The 18,534-nt window shown below is 45.2% G+C and carries 13 protein-coding genes; all 13 read right to left on the reverse strand.

Features of this window, described 5'->3' with window-relative positions; translation table 11 throughout:
* Positions 1-123: 123 nt before the first annotated feature.
* The 13 genes from D8805_RS06740 to D8805_RS10420 all read right to left on the reverse strand — a co-directional run bounded on the left by D8805_RS06740 (position 124) and on the right by D8805_RS10420 (position 17,156).
* The gene (locus D8805_RS06740) at positions 124-1,398 is read right to left on the reverse strand and encodes a hydroxymethylglutaryl-CoA reductase, degradative (RefSeq protein ID WP_125416380.1); all 1,275 of its coding nucleotides are present in this window, start codon (positions 1,396-1,398) and stop codon (positions 124-126) included.
* Positions 1,398-2,570: a hydroxymethylglutaryl-CoA synthase gene (locus D8805_RS06745; RefSeq protein WP_125416382.1), complete on the reverse strand. Its 1,173-nt coding sequence runs from the start codon at positions 2,568-2,570 to the stop codon at positions 1,398-1,400. The genes D8805_RS06740 and D8805_RS06745 overlap by 1 nt, the downstream gene beginning before the upstream one ends.
* A gap of 118 nt (positions 2,571-2,688) precedes the next feature.
* Positions 2,689-3,144, reverse strand: a complete 456-nt coding sequence (locus D8805_RS06750) for a threonine/serine exporter family protein (RefSeq protein WP_125416384.1) — start codon at positions 3,142-3,144, stop codon at positions 2,689-2,691.
* A 1-nt stretch (position 3,145) separates the two neighbouring features.
* The gene (locus tag D8805_RS06755; protein ID WP_125416386.1) at positions 3,146-3,904 is read right to left on the reverse strand and encodes a threonine/serine exporter family protein; all 759 of its coding nucleotides are present in this window, start codon (positions 3,902-3,904) and stop codon (positions 3,146-3,148) included.
* A gap of 87 nt (positions 3,905-3,991) precedes the next feature.
* Positions 3,992-5,875: a Stk1 family PASTA domain-containing Ser/Thr kinase gene (gene pknB, locus D8805_RS06760; RefSeq protein WP_125416388.1), complete on the reverse strand. Its 1,884-nt coding sequence runs from the start codon at positions 5,873-5,875 to the stop codon at positions 3,992-3,994.
* On the reverse strand, positions 5,872-6,612 hold the full coding sequence (locus D8805_RS06765) for a Stp1/IreP family PP2C-type Ser/Thr phosphatase (protein WP_084946411.1): 741 nt from the start codon (positions 6,610-6,612) through the stop codon (positions 5,872-5,874). Before D8805_RS06765 ends, pknB begins: the two co-directional genes overlap by 4 nt.
* Positions 6,613-6,627: 15 nt before the next feature.
* Positions 6,628-7,941 (reverse strand): 16S rRNA (cytosine(967)-C(5))-methyltransferase RsmB, encoded by a 1,314-nt coding sequence (gene rsmB / locus D8805_RS06770; protein ID WP_185774581.1) that lies wholly within the window; start codon positions 7,939-7,941, stop codon positions 6,628-6,630.
* Positions 7,934-8,869: a methionyl-tRNA formyltransferase gene (gene fmt, locus D8805_RS06775; protein ID WP_125416392.1), complete on the reverse strand. Its 936-nt coding sequence runs from the start codon at positions 8,867-8,869 to the stop codon at positions 7,934-7,936. The genes rsmB and fmt overlap by 8 nt, the downstream gene beginning before the upstream one ends.
* A gap of 12 nt (positions 8,870-8,881) precedes the next feature.
* Positions 8,882-11,278 (reverse strand): primosomal protein N', encoded by a 2,397-nt coding sequence (locus tag D8805_RS06780; RefSeq protein ID WP_125416394.1) that lies wholly within the window; start codon positions 11,276-11,278, stop codon positions 8,882-8,884.
* 65 nt (positions 11,279-11,343) lie between these two features.
* Positions 11,344-11,658, reverse strand: a complete 315-nt coding sequence (rpoZ, locus tag D8805_RS06785) for a DNA-directed RNA polymerase subunit omega (RefSeq protein WP_049501135.1) — start codon at positions 11,656-11,658, stop codon at positions 11,344-11,346.
* 24 nt (positions 11,659-11,682) lie between these two features.
* The gene (gene gmk, locus D8805_RS06790; RefSeq protein WP_000775041.1) at positions 11,683-12,309 is read right to left on the reverse strand and encodes a guanylate kinase; all 627 of its coding nucleotides are present in this window, start codon (positions 12,307-12,309) and stop codon (positions 11,683-11,685) included.
* 134 nt (positions 12,310-12,443) lie between these two features.
* Complete coding sequence (locus tag D8805_RS06795; protein ID WP_000404954.1) at positions 12,444-14,057, reverse strand: ribonuclease Y; 1,614 nt, start codon at positions 14,055-14,057, stop codon at positions 12,444-12,446.
* Between the two features lie 711 nt (positions 14,058-14,768).
* Positions 14,769-17,156 (reverse strand): LPXTG cell wall anchor domain-containing protein, encoded by a 2,388-nt coding sequence (locus D8805_RS10420; protein ID WP_457920973.1) that lies wholly within the window; start codon positions 17,154-17,156, stop codon positions 14,769-14,771.
* Between the last annotated feature and the right edge of the window lie 1,378 nt (positions 17,157-18,534).

Here is an 18,534-nt window from a genome sequence, read left to right on the forward strand (position 1 = left end):
TCAGCTTCCATCTGCAACCTCAAAACAGTGTTTTGAGCAGCCTGCGGCTAGCTTCCTAGTTTGCTTTTTGATTTTCATTGAGTATAAACACAAGAAAACTCAGACTGATTCGTCTGAGTTTTTTTATGATCTTAAGTTTTCTAGATAGCGCTGGGCTGTCTCTAGGTTAAAGGTTTTGTCTGCAATAAGGCGCTCAACGAGGGGAGCAACCTCGGACTCACTAGCACCAGCTAGGAGAGCTAGGGATTTGGCCTGTAATTTCATGTGGCCTTGCTGGATGCCCGTACTTACCAAGGCTTTGAGAGCCGCAAAGTTTTGTGCAAGACCGATGGACACGATAATCTGAGCTAATTCTTTAGCAGAAGGATTTCCCAGTAGTTCGTGACTAAGAGCTACACGGGGATTGAGACCGATAGAGCCACCCTTGGTCGCTACAGGCATAGGTAGGGTCATCTCACCGACCAATTCTTCTCTTTCCATATCCAGCTTCCATTGACTGAGACCTTGATAGCGTCCATCTCGACTGGCAAAGGCATGAGCCCCAGCTTCGATAGCACGCCAGTCATTACCCGTTGCGATTAAAATGGCATCGATACCATTAAAAATCCCTTTATTGTGAGTAGCTGCTCGGTAAGGATCAGCCTGCGCAAACTGGCTAGCCAAGGCTATTTTCTCTGCTATTTCTCTGGCTTCATCCTTTTGTCGGCTCAAGTAGCGAAAGGCAATACGACAGCTTGCTGTCACTAGAGAATCTGTCGCGTAATTGGACAGGATTCCCATGAGACTCTGCCCCTGACTGAGTTCTTCTAAGACCGGCTTCAAGGCTTCTAGCATGGTATTGAGCATATTGGCTCCCATGGCTTCCTGGGTATCGACATGGAGATAAACAACGAGAAAGTCTGTTTCACCTTTGATCTGCTCTACATGCAAATCACGCGCCCCTCCACCGCGTTTGACGATGGAGGGATAGGCTTGATTGGCAAGTTCCAAGAGTTCGGCTTTCTTACTGGCAATCTTCGCTTGCGCTTGTTCAGGTTCAGCAACTTGGTAAAGGGCTACCTGACCAATCATCTGGCGCTGATGAACCTGAGCAGTAAAACCTCCTGCTCGCTTGATGATTTTGCTGGCATAGCTAGCCGCAGCAACCACTGACGGCTCTTCTGTCACATAGGGAACTGTATAATCCTGACCATTCACCAAAAGTTCTGGAATGATGGAATAAGGCAGAGAAAAAGTTCCTACCACGTTTTCACTCAGCTGGTCTGCGACAGACAAGCTGACTTGTTCATCCTTCTCTAGACTGGTTTGCTTTTCAGGACTAAGGAGCGCCTGAGCTCGCAACAACTCAAGGCGCTCATGGTATGATTTTTTAGAAAATCCATTCCAACTTATCTTCATTATTTTTCAACCTTGCTATAACGGCGTTGGTGGTCGACAATCTCCACCAAGGCATAGTCTTGATGTTCATAGGCTGCAAATTGGGCTGAACCAGATTCATCCAACTGCACTTCTTCGAAGAAGACTTTTTCATAGTCTGCAACGGATAGGACTGTGCGTTGCTGGAGTTTGCTCAAGCGCTCTTTGTCGAGATAAGCTTCATAGCCTTCGACCAATTCCCCACTAAAGAACTCTGAAACCGCTCCACTTCCGTAACTGTAGAGGGCAATTTTATCACCAGCCTTCAAAGTCTCTGCATTTTCCAAAAGGGAGAGAAGGCCGAGGAAGAGGGAACCCGTGTAGATATTCCCAATCATCTGACTGTAGAGAATGGACTTATCAAAGTTTTCTTGTAAACTATTCTGTTTTTCTTTAGACAAAGTTTTGTCCATCATCTTGCGCAAGCCTTTTAGGGCCAACTTAGGATAAGGCAAGTGGAAGCAGATAGCCGCAAAGTCATCCATAGTCCAATCGTAGCGTTCCTTGTATTCATTCCAAGTCGTTGTCAGGCAATCAAGATACTGTTGGGTCGAGTACATGCCGTTTACATAAGGAGTGCTTGAATAGTTCGGACGCCAGAAATCCATAATATCACGCGTTTGGGCAACATTATCATTGTTAAAGGCCATAATGCGCGGATTTTGGGTGATTAGCATCGCTACACTTCCAGCACCCTGAGTTGGTTCACCTGGAGTTCCCACACCATACTTGGCAATATCACTGGCAATGACCAAAACCTTAGACTCTGGAGAATTTTCCACATGCAATTTAGCATAATGAAGGGCAGCTGTCGCTCCATAGCAGGCTTCTTTGATTTCAAAGCTACGGGCGAAAGGCTGAATGCCTAATAGGCCATGAACAAAGACTGCCGCTGCCTTACTCTGGTCAATCCCTGACTCGGTCGCCACGATGACCATATCGATTTCTTCTTTTTCTTTGTCTGTTAAAATAGAGTTGCTTGCACTAGCTGCCAAGGTAACAATGTCCTCAGTCAGTGGCGCAATACTAATTTCATTTAACAAGAGTCCCTTGCTAAATTTTTCGGGGTCAACTCCCCTCGCTTCTGCTAAGTCTTGTAATTTCAAGACATATTGACTGGTCGCAAAACCAATCTTATCAATACCGATTGTCATATTTACCTCTGTTTTTTCATTCATTGTAAAAAATCGTTTCATTCTATTTTATCACAAATAGGGACAAAAGAGAGAAAAAAGACTTGATTCAACAAATCAAGTCTTTGCTTTCACTGCATTAGGAAGATATTCCTCGCTGTTTTCGGATATAGTAATAAAGCTTTAAAATTACCGTTCCACTTGCCATTCCAATAGAAATGACCAGAGCCAACATAACCACCAACGTCGCGCTGGCAAGGGCATGACTGTAATCGCCTGTCACAAAGAATGCTGTCGTTCGATAGGATAAATAACCTGGCACCAAGGGGGCAAGAATGGCCAAGACAAAGACCACTGCTGGTGTCTTATAGACAATACTTAAAATCTGGCTGATGCAAGAGCCAATTACTGCCGCGATAAAGGTCGCAACTATGACATTAGTTGGTTCTTTGAGCACGAGATAGAGGAGCCAAACGCCCATTCCCAAGACCCCACCAGGTAGGAGCATGGAGCGTTGAACATTCAGTACGATTAGAAAGGTGATAATGGCGAGTAAACTCGCCACTGCTTGGAGCAAAATACTTGTTAGAGTCATCTTATGTCATCAAAACCAGGGCGACAGAGGTGCCAGCCCCTAAAGCGAGGGTAATGAGCAAAGATTCAAACATCTTGCTCATACCAGAGTTGATATGGTTGGTCATGATATCCCGTACCGCATTTGTCAGAGCAATCCCTGGAACAAAGGGCATGACCGCTCCTGCTATAATCAGGTCTGCCGTCGAAGAAAATCCAGTATAGCGAGCCCAGAACTGGGCAATCAAGCCAAAAACAAAGGCACCCGCAAAAGCTGTTACAAAAGGAATTCGGATAAACTTCTCGACATAGAGAGAGAAGGCAAAACCAAACAAAGTCGCAACGCCTGCTCCAAAAGCATCATAGACATTGCCGCCAAACATAATCGAGAAGAAAGGGGCACTGAGGGTTGCTGCTACAGTCACTTGGAGCTTGCTATAAGGAAGAGCTTGATTTCTGATTTCCTTCAGCTTTTTAAAAGCTGTAGAAAGATCAATCTGGCCACCCACAAGTTCTCGTGATACTTGGTTGACATCACAGACTTTTTCGATGTTATAGGAGGATGACGTCACCCGTTTCATCCGAGAAATATTGGTGTTTTCAATCGAAAAGAAAATAGCTGCGGGCATGGCAAGAACATTGCAATCCACTATTCCCTGTGAATGGGCAATGCGAATCATGGTGTCCTCAACCCGATGAATCTCCGAACCACTTTTCAAGAGAATGGTTCCAGCTAGCATAATCACATCAATGACAGCATTTAACTCTTTTGATTCGTCCATTTTCTACTCCTATTTTCTACTCCCTTTATTCTATCACAAAAGTTCATGAAAAAAAATCTTTGTCATGAAATCATGACAAAGATTGGGTTAATTTCGTTCATTGCTTGACGTTCTACCGCCATCTGAAGAATCCGTTGTAGGGGTGCTACCTTGATTGTTACTCTGTGAAGGCGTCGTGTCTGTTCCTGAATTTCCGTGTTGAGACGAACTTGATGAAGAAGGAAGTGGTTTTGGTTTATAAATAGAAATCTTAACACGTGTTTTATTGAGATCTACCTTTTCTCCAGGTTTAGGGTCCTGACTAACAACTGTTCCTGCAGTAGTTCCTTCAGGAGCAGTTGATACTTCCACAACTTCGATATTGGCCTCTTTTACACCAACAATCTGAGTCAAATTGTTCTTAGTAAATTCGAGACTTGAACCAATGTAACTTGGCATCGAAACGCTGGTCACCTTCTTAGCAACTGTTAAGGTAATCGTGCTGGCTTTCGTGAGATCGTAAGTGCTTCCTGCAGCTGGGGTTTGCCTAATGACTGTTCCTGGATCGCTTTCGCTAGATTCCTCTTCCTCGATCTTGATAAGATTTTCTGGAACCTTTTTCTCTTTGAGCTCTGCGACAACATCCGAGGACTTACGTCCTACATAGTTACTTAGTTGGAAGGATTGCTTACCTGATGAAATGATTAGATTTACTTTGCTTCCTTCTTTTCGACCGCTTCTAGCTTCTGGATCTGTTCGAATGACGCGACCTTCGGCTACTGTGTCGCTGGCCTCGGTCTTTTCTTCACCTACTTCAAAATTAGCTTTCTTCAGTGTTTCTTTAGCTTCAGCAACTGTCTGTCCCGATACATCTGGAATAGCAATAGTCGCTGGAGTTCGGGAGAAGATCCAAATCAAAGAGGCTGCAACTAGCAAGGCACTGGCCAGTAAAATCATATAGCGAGCTTTAAACTTCCGTTTTTTCGCTGGTTTTGGTACTGGTGCTTCATCTACCACCTGCTGAGTCTGCTGTTTTGATTGAGGTCGCTCTAACTGTGGCTTAGCCTTCGGAATAGAGGTTAGAGTGCTTTGTGGAACTTTAGGCAAGGTCTTGGTATCAACCTTGCTTGCCTCATCAAAGACTAGCTTTGGTTCTCTCCTACGATTGTGAGACAAACAACTTGACAAGTCCACATACATTTCTGATACAGACTGATAGCGATCTGTCAATTTCTTGGCCGTTGCCTTGATAACAACATTTTCCAAAGCTTGTGGTACTGCTGGATTCTCAGCAATAACAGATGGAAGTGGTTTTTGGAAATGCTGGAGGGCAATAGTCACTGCACTATCCCCATCATAAGGGATATGTCCTGTCAACATCTCATAGAAAATAATCCCCATAGCATAGATGTCACTCTGCACAGTTGCCTTGGAACCACGGGCCTGCTCAGGTGAGAGATAGTGGACTGAACCGAGCATGGAGTTAGTCTGTGTCAGACTGGTCTCTGCAAAAGCCACGGCAATCCCAAAGTCTGTAACTTTGGCAGTTCCATCTGGTGTCAATAGGATATTTTGAGGTTTCAAATCTCGGTGGATAATCCCTCTCGTATGCGCCAGACGCATCGCCAAGAGAATCTGTCCCATAATACGGACGGCTTCTTCATTTGAGAGAGGGGAGTGTTCTTTAATATAACGTTTGAGGTCAAGCCCTGCCACATACTCCATAGCTAGATACTGCTGACCGTCTTCCTCACCGATATCTGTTATTCGAACGATATGGGGATGATCCAGATCCGCCATGGCTCTCGCTTCACGTTGAAAACGTGCCACAGCAATCGGATCTGTCTGATAGTTAGTCCTCAGGACCTTAACCGCCACTTCTTCCCCGTCTAGGATCAAATCCTTGGCCAAGTAAACATCCGCCATGCCTCCTCGACCAATCTGTTTGATAATCCGATATCGTCCGGCAAAAATCTTGCCGATCTGGATCATTCTACTTCCTCCTCATTCATGTGAACAAGGGCAACCGTGATATTGTCTAAACCACCTGCATTGTTGGCAAAACGAATCAAAGTTGCCGCCTTGTCTGCCAAGGAAATATCACTTGTTACAATATCGTAGATATCGCTTCCTGAGATCATATTGGTCAAGCCGTCACTGTTGAGCAAGAGGTAGTCTCCTGACTCTAGGCTAACCATGCCAAAATCTGGTTGAATTTCATCTTTTTGCCCAATGGATTGGGTAATGATATTTTTCTGCGGATGAATTTCTGCCTCCTCTGGAGTTAGCTGGCCAGCCTTTAGCAGAGCATTAACCAAAGAATGATCACTTGTGAGCTGGCGATAATCTTCACCACGGATCAAACCGATACGAGAATCACCGATATGGGCATAAATAGCTTGATTTCCAATAATGGCTACTGCTTCAAGCGTTGTTCCCATCCCCTTATAGGCTTCGTCTTTCCCCATCTGATGAATTTTTTGATTTTCAAGTTCCAGATAGTGGGCAAACCATTCTCGGACCTCATTGACGGTGTCGATTTGGGTATCCACCCAAGCCACGCCCAGGTCTGTTACCGCCATCTCACTAGCGATATTGCCTGCACGGTGTCCTCCCATCCCGTCAGCCAAGAGGATCATGGTGCGCCCTGCTCGGTTGACAAAGTGATTGACATAGTCTTGGTTATTTGTTCGTTTCTGACCAACATCTGTTAATAATGCTATTTCCATTGTGTCAGTTCCTTCCTAATCAGATATCTTGCGGAATTGGCTGATAAAGAATCCATCACTTCCGTACAATTCAGGAGTGATCAAGATACAGCCGTCCTTCAAAATATCCTTGCATTCGTGTTCTAGTTTAACCTGCTCAAACTCGGGGTGACTTTCTAAAAATGCCTCAACGACGTGAAAGTTTTCCTCTGAGACGATAGTGCAGGTACTATACGTTATTATACCACCTTTTCGTAAGGTTTGACAAACACTACCTAGTATTTCCAGCTGAATTTGCTGCAATGATGCGAAATCCGCCGTTTCTTTATTGTATTTGATATCTGGTTTGCGACGCAAGAGGTCAATCCCAGAACAAGGAGCATCTACTAAAATCTTGTCAAACGAGTCACGGCCAAAAAACTCATGAACTTTTCTGGCATCCAATTTTTGCGTTTGCACTCGATCTGCTACCCCCAAACGTTGGGCGTTTTCTTGGATCAAGTCCAACTTGTGATCATAAAGGTCCAAAGCCGTCACCTTACCCGATGTGAGATAAGAGGCCATATGGACTGTTTTTCCGCCAGGAGCGGCACAAGCATCCAGAACCTGCTCATCGCCTTGTAAATCAAGAGTCGGAGCAACCAGTTGACTGGACTCGTCTTGGATGGTTATAGCCCCTTCTGCGAACAAATCATGTCCTGCAAAGTGGCCTTGCTCCTTGACCAAACCAGAAGCGGCCAAAGGTGAATCACTCGCCTCTAACACGGCTTTGATTTCCTCCTTTCGACTCAAGTCGGTCACTCGAATACTGGCTTTGTTACGCACCAAGAGACTTTTAAAGATAGCTTGCGCTCGCTCTTCACCGTATTCTTCCTTGAGCTTAGATACTAGCCAAACTGGGAGAGAATAGGCAATGGAATCACGCTTATTTCTTCGCTTAATGCTGTCAATATCTGGCCAGCCTTCTCGCAAAATACGACGAAGGACGGCGTTGACCAGTTTTTCACTGCCTTTTTTACGAGCTTTGGCTATTTCCACTGCTTCATTGACCGCTGCGTGATTGGGAACCTTATCCAGATACCGAAGTTGGTAGGCGCTCAGAAGGAGCAGGATATAGAGCCAGTTATCTAGCTTATCCCGGTCTTCGATAAAGTGGGACAGATACCATTCTAGAGTCAGTTTTCGGGCTACCGTTCCGTAGACAATCTCTGTCACTAAGCCCTTGTCCGCTGCCGAGAGTTGACTCCCCTTGAGGTGTTTGTTTAAGGCAATATTTGAGTATGCTTGGTTAACCAAAACATCCTCTAATACTGCTAGGGCTAGACCTCTAGCCGTTTCTACTTTAGTCACCAAATCGTTCTCCTACAGTCAATGTCCGTCCCACTCCGTTGATGAAGGATACGATATCCATCTTAGGCTTACCCGCTGGCTGCACTTGCTTGAGGGACAGAGCCCCTTCTGCCGTTGCAACGATCAATTCTTTCTTGCCAATAGACAGAATCTCACCTGGATTTCCCTGACCTTCTACTGGCAGGGCTTCATAAATCTTAAAGCGGTCTCCCTTGAGAAAAGTGTGGGCAACAGGCCATGGATTCATGCCACGTATTTGGTCGAAGAGTTGACGATTGGTTTTGGTCCAATCGAGTTTCTCTTCTTCAGGTTTGATATTTGGCGAGAAAGTGACTTGGCTTGGGTCCTGAGGCACAGGTTTGATCTCCCCAGCAATATAGCCAGGAAGGGTGTCCAAAAGCAAGTCACGACCAACGATTGCCAATTTTTCAAACAAGGTGCCGACATTGTCCTCATCTGTGATAGGAATACTGCGACGGGAAATCATATCTCCTGCATCCATTTCCTTAACCATCTCCATAATGGTCACACCAGCTTCCTCATCCCCTTGAATCAAGGCATAATGAATGGGGGCGCCACCACGGTGTTTTGGAAGGAGGGAAGCGTGAACGTTGACTGCAAAATCCATGCTATCAAGGAGTTTACTTGGGAGAAATTGCCCAAAAGCAGCGGTCACAATCCCATCCGCCCCTAGCTTCATAATGGCTTCCATCTCTGGGCTTCCAGATAATTTTTCAGGTTGGTAGATGGGAAGGCCTGCTTCTTTGGCAGCCTGCTTGACTGGGGTTTCTTGGATTACTTTTTTACGGCCAACAGCGCGGTCTGGCTGGGTCACAACAGCTAGAATCTCGTAACGGTCATCTGATAACAACCCCTTCAAAACTGTCGCTGAAAATTCAGGTGTCCCCATAAAGATTAGTTTTGTCATTTCTTCTCCTTCTTATAAAAATTGTTGCGGCTCATGGTCAATACTGAGACGAAGCTCGCTATTTTCCCGTTCTTGAGTCAAGGCCAAAACTCGATTGAGGGTTGGTCCTAGTTCATCTTCTAAACGGTATTTAATCAAAATCTGGTAATGATAAAGGTTGTGGGTACGGGCGATGGGTTTTGGCGTTGGTCCAAGGATTTTACTAGTTTCCGATAAACCTGAGCGCAAAATTCCCATAACTTCATAGGCACGTTTGACAACCTCTTCTTCTTTCTTGTGAGAGAGAGTAATCCCAATAGTGAAATAATAAGGCGGATAGCCTAGTTGACGCCTAATACTCATTTCATAGGCGTAAAAACCTTCATAGTCCTGTTCCTTGGCAAAACGAATGGCATAGTGCTCAGGATTGTATGACTGAATCAAGACCTGCCCAGCTTTTTCCGCACGACCTGCCCGTCCTGCCACCTGAGTTAAGAGTTGGAAGGTTCTCTCAGAAGAACGGAAATCAGGCAAGTTTAGGGCCGTATCCGCATTGAGCACTCCGACTAGGGTCACATTTGGAAAATCCAAGCCCTTGGCAATCATCTGAGTTCCCAACAAGATATCTGCTTCCCCTCGGCCAAACTGCTCAAGAAGAGCTTGGTGACTACCTTTCTTGCGAGTCGTATCCACATCCATCCGCAGAATGCGAGCCTGAGGAAAGAGCTCTGCTAGCTCATCATAGGCTTTCTGAGTCCCCGTCCCGTAGTAGCGAATGCTGCGACTCTGACAGTTGGGACAGACATGAGGAATTCCCTTGGAAAAGCCACAGTAATGGCAGTTCATGGTCTTAGTATCCATGTGAAGAGTCAAGGAAATATCGCAGTTGGGACAAGCATCCACCGTCCCACACTCCCGACACATAACAAAGCTAGAATAACCCCGACGGTTGAGCATGAGGACTACCTGCTCTTTTTTATCCAAACGGTCTTGGATGGCCTCTAGCAAAGGAGGCGTAAAGTTTGACGTCTCATTCTGCCCGATATAGTCCCGAAAGTCAATCACTTGAACCTCAGGAATAGTGGCTAAAGGATTGGCCCGTTGGGTCAGACGTAAGTGTTGATAGACGCCTTTTCCAGCCCGCGCACGACTCTCTAAGCTCGGTGTTGCCGAACCAAGGACTAGGGTTGCTTGATTGTACTGGGCCCGTAAAATGGCGACCTCTCTAGCATGATAACGGGGATTGCTGTCTTGCTTGTAGCTGGCTTCATGCTCTTCGTCGATAATTATGACACCTAGATTTTTAAGCGGAGCAAAGATAGCTGATCGAGCGCCAACAACAACTTGGGCATCTCCGCGCTCAACCTTGCGCCATTCGTCGTACTTTTCACCATTGGAAAGGCCTGAGTGGAGAATGGCTACTTTCTCACCAAATCGGGCAATAAAACGTTCCGTCATCTGTGGCGTCAGGGAAATCTCAGGTACCAGCAAAATGGCCGTCTTACCCTTATCCAAGGCTCCTTGGATAATCTGCAAGTAAACCTCCGTTTTCCCACTTCCTGTAATTCCTTGAAGGAGGAAAGGAGGCTGTTGACTGCCAATAGCACTGACAACGGCATCACGCGCCTGTCTTTGTTCAGGATTCAACTCCAAAGGTGTACTGGCTTCGATGCCTTCGAAATAAGCAGCTGATCGTTGCACTTCCTTTTGGACTAGGGTTAGAGCCCCTTGATCCACAAAAAAGTTGACTTGCTCCCGTGAGTAGGATTCTAACAAGCTAGCCAAGGAAGCATTCTCAGGATGAGCTAGCAAATTGTCTCTCAGCTCTGCTTTTTTCTTGGCACGCGCAGAAATCTCAATTCGCTCTAGCTGAGTAGCATCAACCTCATACCAAGACTGGGTTTTGACCTTCTTTTGATCGACTGCCTGGTATTCTAAACGGAGCAGACCTTTCCTGGTCAATCGCATCATTTCTGCCTGTTTGGCAAGGTCTAGAGAAGAAAAGGCTAGCGAATCTTCTGAACCAAACAAACGCTCTCGGTCTGCCTGGCTTAGACCTTCCAGAGGGTAGAGAATCTTATCATAACTGGAGTTTAAAAATCCTGGCAACATGGCTTTTAGGATGGAGATTTTGTAAGAAAAGACGGACTTGCGTAGCTCCTCAGCTAGCCAGAGTTGCTCTTGAGTGAGAACCGGAGAAAAATCCAGCACCTCCGCAATTTCTTTCAAGCCCTGATCAGCCACTTCTTCATCCGACTGGGATTCCAAGCCAAGCACAATTCCTTGAATCAAACGATTGCCCTTGCCGAAGGGGACATGAACTCGCATACCGACTTCCAACATCTCTACAAATTCCTCTGGGATCTTGTAACTGTAGGGCTGGTCCGTCTGCATCAGGGGAACATCCACGATAATCTTTGCGATAACCATCTTCTCACCTCCTTCTTGTCAGTAAATTCTTGCAATAGAAAAAATAAGATTGAGTCCCCCCAACCTTAAATTTTTTCACCATCTTCTTTTTCTTTAGCAATTTGCTCTTTGATTTTCTTTTCTTCTTCTTCTTTGCGGCGTTTTTCTTCTTCGATACGACGACGAACCGCTTCACGTTTTCCTTCTGGATCTGGGTGAATGGTTACATTTCCTGACTCGATTTCTTCCAAAGCACGAAGAGTTGATTTTTCAGACTTAAACTCTTGAGTTGCTGGCGCACCTGCTTCTAGTTCGTGGGCACGCTTTGCTTCCAAGATTACGAGTGAATATTTTGATGGCACCTTGTCTAGCAAGGTATCGATAGAGGGTTTTAACATCATTTGCTTGTACCTGTTTCCTATAGTTTATCGAGTAGTTGGAGATTTTGGCAACATCTCCTGGTAGTGACCAATGACACGGTCCACACGGAAGTGTTCTGCTTCGATCACACGCTTGACACGTTCAGCAGCGAGGGGCACCTGATCGTTGACAATGGCATAATCATACTCCCGCATGAGGGCAATTTCTTCCTTGGCTTTTTCGATTCGTTGGGCAATCACTTCAGCGCTATCTGTTCCACGACCTACCAAACGATCTTGCAATTCATCCAAATCTGGTGGCGTTAGAAAGATAAAGACAGCATCTGGAACCTTTTTCTTAACCTGAAGAGCTCCTTGGACTTCAATCTCAAGAAAGACATCGATTCCCTTGTCTAGGGTTTCGTTGACATAGGTCAAAGGAGTTCCATAGTAGTTACCGACATATTCTGCATATTCCAACATCTGACCTTGACGGATCAGCTCTTCAAACTCTTCACGAGTACGGAAGAAATAGTCCACTCCATCCACTTCACCAGGACGTTGCGCACGCGTCGTCATCGATACAGAGTATTGAAATTGATTCTCAGAACTCTCAAAAATCTCTCTTCTAACCGTTCCTTTCCCAACTCCTGAAGGACCAGAAAAAACGATTAGCAAGCCTCGGTCTGCCATTATGTCTCCTTTAGTTAGTCTGTGAAATAAAGTAAAATTTCTCTCGGATACTGATGATAGCGTCAGTTATCCTTCTACAGTCTTTCTATCTAGTGTAACAAAAAAGCAGTAATTTTTCAACTGCTCTTTCTTATTTATTTAGCATAATCTACTGCACGAAGTTCACGGATCACGGTTACCTTGATATTTCCTGGGTAATCGAGATTATTTTCAATTTTCTCACGAACTTTGTGAGCCAAGATTGTGACTTTGTCGTCTTTGATTTGTCCTGGATTAACCATGATACGGATTTCACGTCCTGCTTGAAGAGCAAAGCTATTTTGCACTCCTTCAAAGCTATTAGCGATTTCTTCCAAATCATGGAGACGCTTGATGTAGCTTTCAAGAGATTCACTCCGAGCACCTGGACGCGCTGCACTCAAGGCATCTGCTGCAGCAACAATCACTGCAATGACGCTTTCGGCTTCGACATCACCGTGGTGGCTAGCAATCGTATTCACCACAACTGGGTGTTCCTTGTACTTACGAGCCAATTCCGTACCAATCTCAACGTGGCTACCTTCAACCTCGCGGTCAATAGCTTTCCCGATGTCGTGAAGGAATCCAGCACGACGGGCAAGAGCTGCATTTTCACCAAGTTCACTGGCGATGATACCAGATAACTTAGCAACCTCAATCGAATGACGCAAGACATTTTGTCCATATGAAGTACGGAACTGCAAGCGTCCCATGATCTTCATCAAGTCTGGATGAAGGTTTGGAGCACCAATCTCATAGGCAGCAGCCTCACCATATTCACGGATTTTATTGTCAATCTCCTGACGGTTTTTCTCCACCAACTCCTCGATACGAGCTGGGTGGATACGGCCATCCTTGAGTAACATTTCCATGGTCATACGAGCAATTTCACGACGAATCGGGTCAAATCCTGACAAGGTTACCACTTCTGGCGTATCGTCGATAATGACATCAACCCCTGTCAAACTTTCAAAGGTACGAATATTGCGACCTTCACGTCCGATAATGCGACCTTTCATCGTGTCATCTGGGAGATGGACTGTCGAGTTGGTTGACTCTGCGACATAGTCACCAGCGATACGCTGCATAGCCTGAACCAAGATATCTTTCGCAATCTTGTCTGAACGTTCCTTCACTTCTTGCTCAGCCTCACGAATGCGGCTAGCAATTTCCTTGGTCAAGTTTTCCTCTGTCTGAGCCAAGATAATATCTCGAGCCTCAGTTTGGGAAAGAGAACTGATACGTTCAAGTTCAGCTTCTTTTTGTCTTTCGACTTCCTCTAATTGCTCTTCACGTGCATCAAGGTTTTTTGCTCTATCAGAAATACTTTGTTCTTTTTGTTCAAGTGTTTTTTCTTTGTTCGTCAAATTGTCGTCTTTTCGGTCAAGGCTCGTAGCTCTCTCCGTCAAACGACTTTCAATTTGCTTGAGCTCCTGACGTTCTGACTTAAATTCAGCGTCCACTTCTTCACGGTATTTTCTGGCTTCCTCTTTGGCCTCCAATAGTGCTTCTTTTTTAAGAGACTTGCTTTCGCTCTTGGCTTCATTTAGCAGTAAATCCGCTTCGCGCTCAGCTTGTCCTCGTAAATTAGTTGCTTCTTGTTCAGCATTTAGAAGCATCAACTCTGCAGCCTCTTGAGATGATTTCATCTTAGCTGAGATGCTGACATATCCAATGACTAAACCAATGATGACGGCAAAAACAACAATCGCAATGGTCATGATTTCCATGTTTTTACCTCATTAAATTTGTTTATCGAATGACATACATTCCTTAATATTCTATCATAAAAAACCGATTTCCACAAACCCAAATTGAAGAGTTTTGTGTGAATTTTTGAAGAAATCCCTTGGATTTTCAAGCAAGATTAAGAATCATTAAAAATTTAAATTTCCACGAAAAACGAAGCAAAAAAGAGCAATCACCCACCAAATACTACTTCTACAAACGCCTTAGAGAAAGTTCAGGAACAAGTGAAAGCGGTTCACTGCGGACAGATTTAACAGCCAGATCCCCATCATCACACTACTTCAAAATACCAAAAATATACTGAATAAATTTCACATATTCCAACATCTCAGTCGCGCTATAATAAAGCCTTTTATCCTCAAACTTTCAGGAAAACTTTAGCACCTTGTGAGATTGACAGCCAGACGTTGACTTGTTCTGGTGAACTTCGCCATTAGTTAAAAGCAATCAGCAAGAATATAAGATGTCTAGTATTTGATTTTCAAAATTTCAAAAATTTAGAGTGATAGTTCTCGTCACTTTGAATGTTAGAAAAGAGAGAACCAATCTGATTCTCTCTCATGCTTAATTAGATGTCACTCTCTACAGTTGACAAAAAGCCCAAAAACCCCAGATAGCCTTGAGCTATCCGGGGTTTTTGTTTTCATCGCTAAAATGATATCAACAATTTCATTTTAGTCGATTTCTGGGACTTAGTCTTCTAAATCCATTTCAGAAGCTGCTGATTTCTTCTTCTTGCCAAGAAGAGAGGCAGTTGCCAAGGCAGCTACTCCTAATCCAAGACCAGCAAATTGGTTACTTGCAGTTCCTGTATTTGGAAGTTTTCTACCGTTTGAACGTCCTGGTCCAGCAGGTTGTTGTGCAGGAGCTTGTGAGTGGTTCAATGCACTTGAGATTGAAGCACTGTCAGACAAGCTAGCTGAGGTACTTGCACTATCGCTCAAGCTTGCTGAAGTACTTGCTGAAGTTGAGGCATCGCCTGAACCATTGCTTGTACTTGTTGAACCTGAACCGCTACCTGAGTTGTTGCTTGCACTGATTGAAGCTGAAGCTGATTGGCTAGCTGATACAGATGCTGAAGTGCTTTGACTTGCTGATACTGATGCGCTAGCTGATTGACTAGCTGAACCATTGCTTGTGCTTGTTGAACCTGAACCGCTACCTGAGTTGTTGCTTGCACTGATTGATGCAGAAATGCTGTCACTCAAGCTTGTACTTGTTGAGACTGACTCACTTGCGCTGATTGAGGCTGAAGTACTATCGCTCAATGATACGCTTACTGACTTGCTGAGTGAAACTGACTCACTTGCACTTACAGATTCAAGGTAGCTAGGAAGGTTAAACTCTGGCTTAGATTCGCTTGTTGGCTCACCCTTACTATAGCTGAATGAGTTAGATTGTTGTGACGCACTTGTACTCAAACTACTTGAAACGCTATTGCTAAGTGATGTAGATGTGCTTACGCTGTTACTCAAGCTTACTGAAGTACTTGTTGAAACTGAAGTACTACTTGAGTTGTTGCTTGCTGATTCAGATGCACTAATTGAAGCAGACACGCTGTTGCTCATGCTTGTGCTTGCTGATTGGCTAGCACTAATTGAAGCAGATACGCTGTTGCTCAAGCTTGTGCTTGCTGATTCAGATGCACTGATTGAAGCAGATACGCTGTTGCTCAAGCTTGTACTTGCTGATTCAGATGCACTGATTGAAGCTGACACGCTGTTGCTCATGCTTGTACTTGCTGATTGGCTAGCACTGATTGAGGCAGACACNCTGTTGCTCAAGCTTGTGCTTGCTGATTGGCTAGCACTGATTGAGGCTGACACGCTGTTGCTCAAGCTTGTGCTTNCTGATTGGCTAGCACTGATTGAGGCAGACACGCTGTTACTCAAGCTTGTGCTTGCTGATTGGCTCGCACTGATTGAAGCAGACACGCTGTTGCTCAAGCTTGTGCTTGCTGATTGGCTCGCACTGATTGAGGCAGACACGCTGTTGCTCATGCTTGTGCTTGCTGATTCAGATGCACTGATTGAGGCAGACACGCTGTTGCTCAAGCTTGTACTTGCTGATTCAGATGCACTGATTGAGGCAGATACGCTGTTGCTCAAGCTTGTGCTTGCTGATTGGCTAGCACTGATTGAGGCAGACACACTGTTGCTCAAGCTTGTGCTTGCTGATTGGCTAGCACTGATTGAGGCTGACACGCTGTTGCTCAAGCTTGTGCTTACTGATTGGCTAGCACTGATTGAGGCAGACACGCTGTTGCTCAAGCTTGTACTTGCTGATACTGAAGCACTAATTGATGCAGATACGCTGTTGCTCATGCTTGTGCTTGCTGATTGACTTGCACTGATTGACGCTGATACGCTGTTGCTCATGCTTGTGCTTAATGAGTGGCTAGCACTAATTGATGCAGATACGCTGTTACTCAAGCTTGTGCTTGCTGATTGGCTAGCACTGATTGAGGCAGACACGCTGTTGCTCAAGCTTGTGCTTGCTGATTCAGATGCACTAATTGAAGCAGACACGCTGTTGCTCAAGCTTGTGCTTGCTGATTGGCTAGCACTGATTGAGGCAGACACGCTGTTGCTCAAGCTTGTGCTTGCTGATTCAGATGCACTAATTGAAGCAGACACGCTGTTGCTCAAGCTTGTGCTTGCTGATTCAGATGCACTAATTGATGCAGACACGCTATTGCTCAAGCTTGTGCTTGCTGATTCAGATGCACTAATTGAAGCTGATACGCTGTTGCTCATGCTTGTGCTTACTGAGTGGCTAGCACTAATTGATGCAGATACGCTGTTACTCAAGCTTGTGCTTGCTGATTCAGATGCACTGATTGAAGCTGACACGCTGTTGCTCATGCTTGTGCTTGCTGATTGGCTAGCACTGATTGAGGCAGACACNCTGTTGCTCAAGCTTGTGCTTGCTGATTGGCTAGCACTGATTGAGGCTGACACGCTGTTGCTCAAGCTTGTGCTTACTGATTGGCTAGCACTGATTGAGGCAGACACGCTGTTGCTCAAGCTTGTACTTGCTGATACTGAAGCACTAATTGATGCAGATACGCTGTTGCTCATGCTTGTGCTTGCTGATTGGCTAGCACTGATTGAGGCAGANACNCTGTTNCTCAAGCTTGTGCTTGCTGATTGGCTAGCACTGATTGAGGCAGATACGCTGTTGCTCAAGCTTGAGCTTACTGATGCTGAAGTTGATTCACTTGCAGATACTGACGCTGAAGCTGATTGGCTTGCTGATACAGATGCTGAAGTTGATTGACTAGCTGATACTGATGCTGAAGCTGATTGGCTTGCAGATACTGAGGCTGAAGCTGATTCACTTGCAGATACTGATGCTGAAGCTGATTGGCTTGAGCTTACTGAGGCTGAAGCTGATTCACTTGCAGATACTGACGCTGAAGCTGATTGGCTTGCAGATACTGAGGCTGAAGCGCTTTGACTTGCAGATACTGAGGCTGAAGCTGATTCACTTGCAGATACTGACGCTGAAGCTGATTGGCTTGCAGATACTGAGGCTGAAGTGCTTTGGCTTGCAGATACTGATGCGCTAGCTGATTGACTTGCAGATACTGATGCTGAAGCTGATTGGCTTGCTGATACTGACGCTGAAGCTGATTGGCTTGCAGATACTGATGCGCTAGTTGATTGGCTTGNGCTTACTGATGCTGAAGTTGATTCACTTGCAGATACTGACGCTGAAGCTGATTGGCTTGCTGATACAGATGCTGAAGTTGATTGACTAGCTGATACTGAGGCTGAAGCTGATTGGCTTGCAGATACTGAGGCTGAAGCTGATTCACTTGCAGATACTGATGCTGAAGCTGATTGGCTTGNGCTTACTGATGCTGAAGCTGATTCACTTGCAGATACTGACGCTGAAGCTGATTGGCTTGCAGATACTGATGCGCTAGTTGATTGGCTAGCTGATACAGATGCTGAAGCGCTTTGACTTGCAGATACTGATGCTGAAGTGCTTGTGCTTGCTGATTCAGATGCACTAATTGAAGCAGACACGCTGTTACTCAAGCTTGTGCTTGCTGATGCGCTAGCTGATTGACTTGCAGATACTGATGCGCTAGCTGATTGACTTGCAGATACTGATGCTGAAGCTGATTGGCTTGTAGATACTGATGCGCTAGCTGATTCACTTGCAGATACTGATGCTGAAGCTGATTGACTAGCTGATACAGATGCTGAAGCTGATTGACTTGCAGATACTGATGCTGAAGCTGATTGGCTTGCAGATACTGATGCGCTAGTTGATTGGCTAGCTGATACAGATGCTGAAGCGCTTTGGCTAGCTGATACAGATGCTGAAGCTGATTGACTTGAGCTTACTGATGCTGAAGCGCTTTGGCTTGCAGATACTGATGCTGAAGTGCTTTGGCTTGCAGATACTGATGCGCTAGCTGATTGACTTGCAGATACTGATGCTGAA

It is taken from the genome of Streptococcus oralis subsp. dentisani (assembly GCF_003944205.1).
GTDB classification, from domain to species: Bacteria; Bacillota; Bacilli; order Lactobacillales; family Streptococcaceae; genus Streptococcus; species Streptococcus oralis_BH.

What these genes read in the sequence shown, in the direction of transcription:
- pknB (WP_125416388.1), bottom strand. Translation starts at nt 5,875, where the DNA reads ATGATCCAGATCGGCAAGATTTTTGCCGGACGATATCGGATTATCAAA.
- D8805_RS06740 (WP_125416380.1), bottom strand. Translation starts at nt 1,398, where the DNA reads ATGAAGATAAGTTGGAATGGATTTTCTAAAAAATCATACCATGAGCGC.
- D8805_RS06780 (WP_125416394.1), bottom strand. Translation starts at nt 11,278, where the DNA reads ATGGTTATCGCAAAGATTATCGTGGATGTTCCCCTGATGCAGACGGAC.
- D8805_RS06745 (WP_125416382.1), bottom strand. Translation starts at nt 2,570, where the DNA reads ATGACAATCGGTATTGATAAGATTGGTTTTGCGACCAGTCAATATGTC.
- gmk (WP_000775041.1), bottom strand. Translation starts at nt 12,309, where the DNA reads ATGGCAGACCGAGGCTTGCTAATCGTTTTTTCTGGTCCTTCAGGAGTT.
- D8805_RS06750 (WP_125416384.1), bottom strand. Translation starts at nt 3,144, where the DNA reads ATGACTCTAACAAGTATTTTGCTCCAAGCAGTGGCGAGTTTACTCGCC.
- D8805_RS06765 (WP_084946411.1), bottom strand. Translation starts at nt 6,612, where the DNA reads ATGGAAATAGCATTATTAACAGATGTTGGTCAGAAACGAACAAATAAC.
- D8805_RS06795 (WP_000404954.1), bottom strand. Translation starts at nt 14,057, where the DNA reads ATGGAAATCATGACCATTGCGATTGTTGTTTTTGCCGTCATCATTGGT.
- D8805_RS06755 (WP_125416386.1), bottom strand. Translation starts at nt 3,904, where the DNA reads ATGGACGAATCAAAAGAGTTAAATGCTGTCATTGATGTGATTATGCTA.
- rpoZ (WP_049501135.1), bottom strand. Translation starts at nt 11,658, where the DNA reads ATGATGTTAAAACCCTCTATCGATACCTTGCTAGACAAGGTGCCATCA.
- fmt (WP_125416392.1), bottom strand. Translation starts at nt 8,869, where the DNA reads ATGACAAAACTAATCTTTATGGGGACACCTGAATTTTCAGCGACAGTT.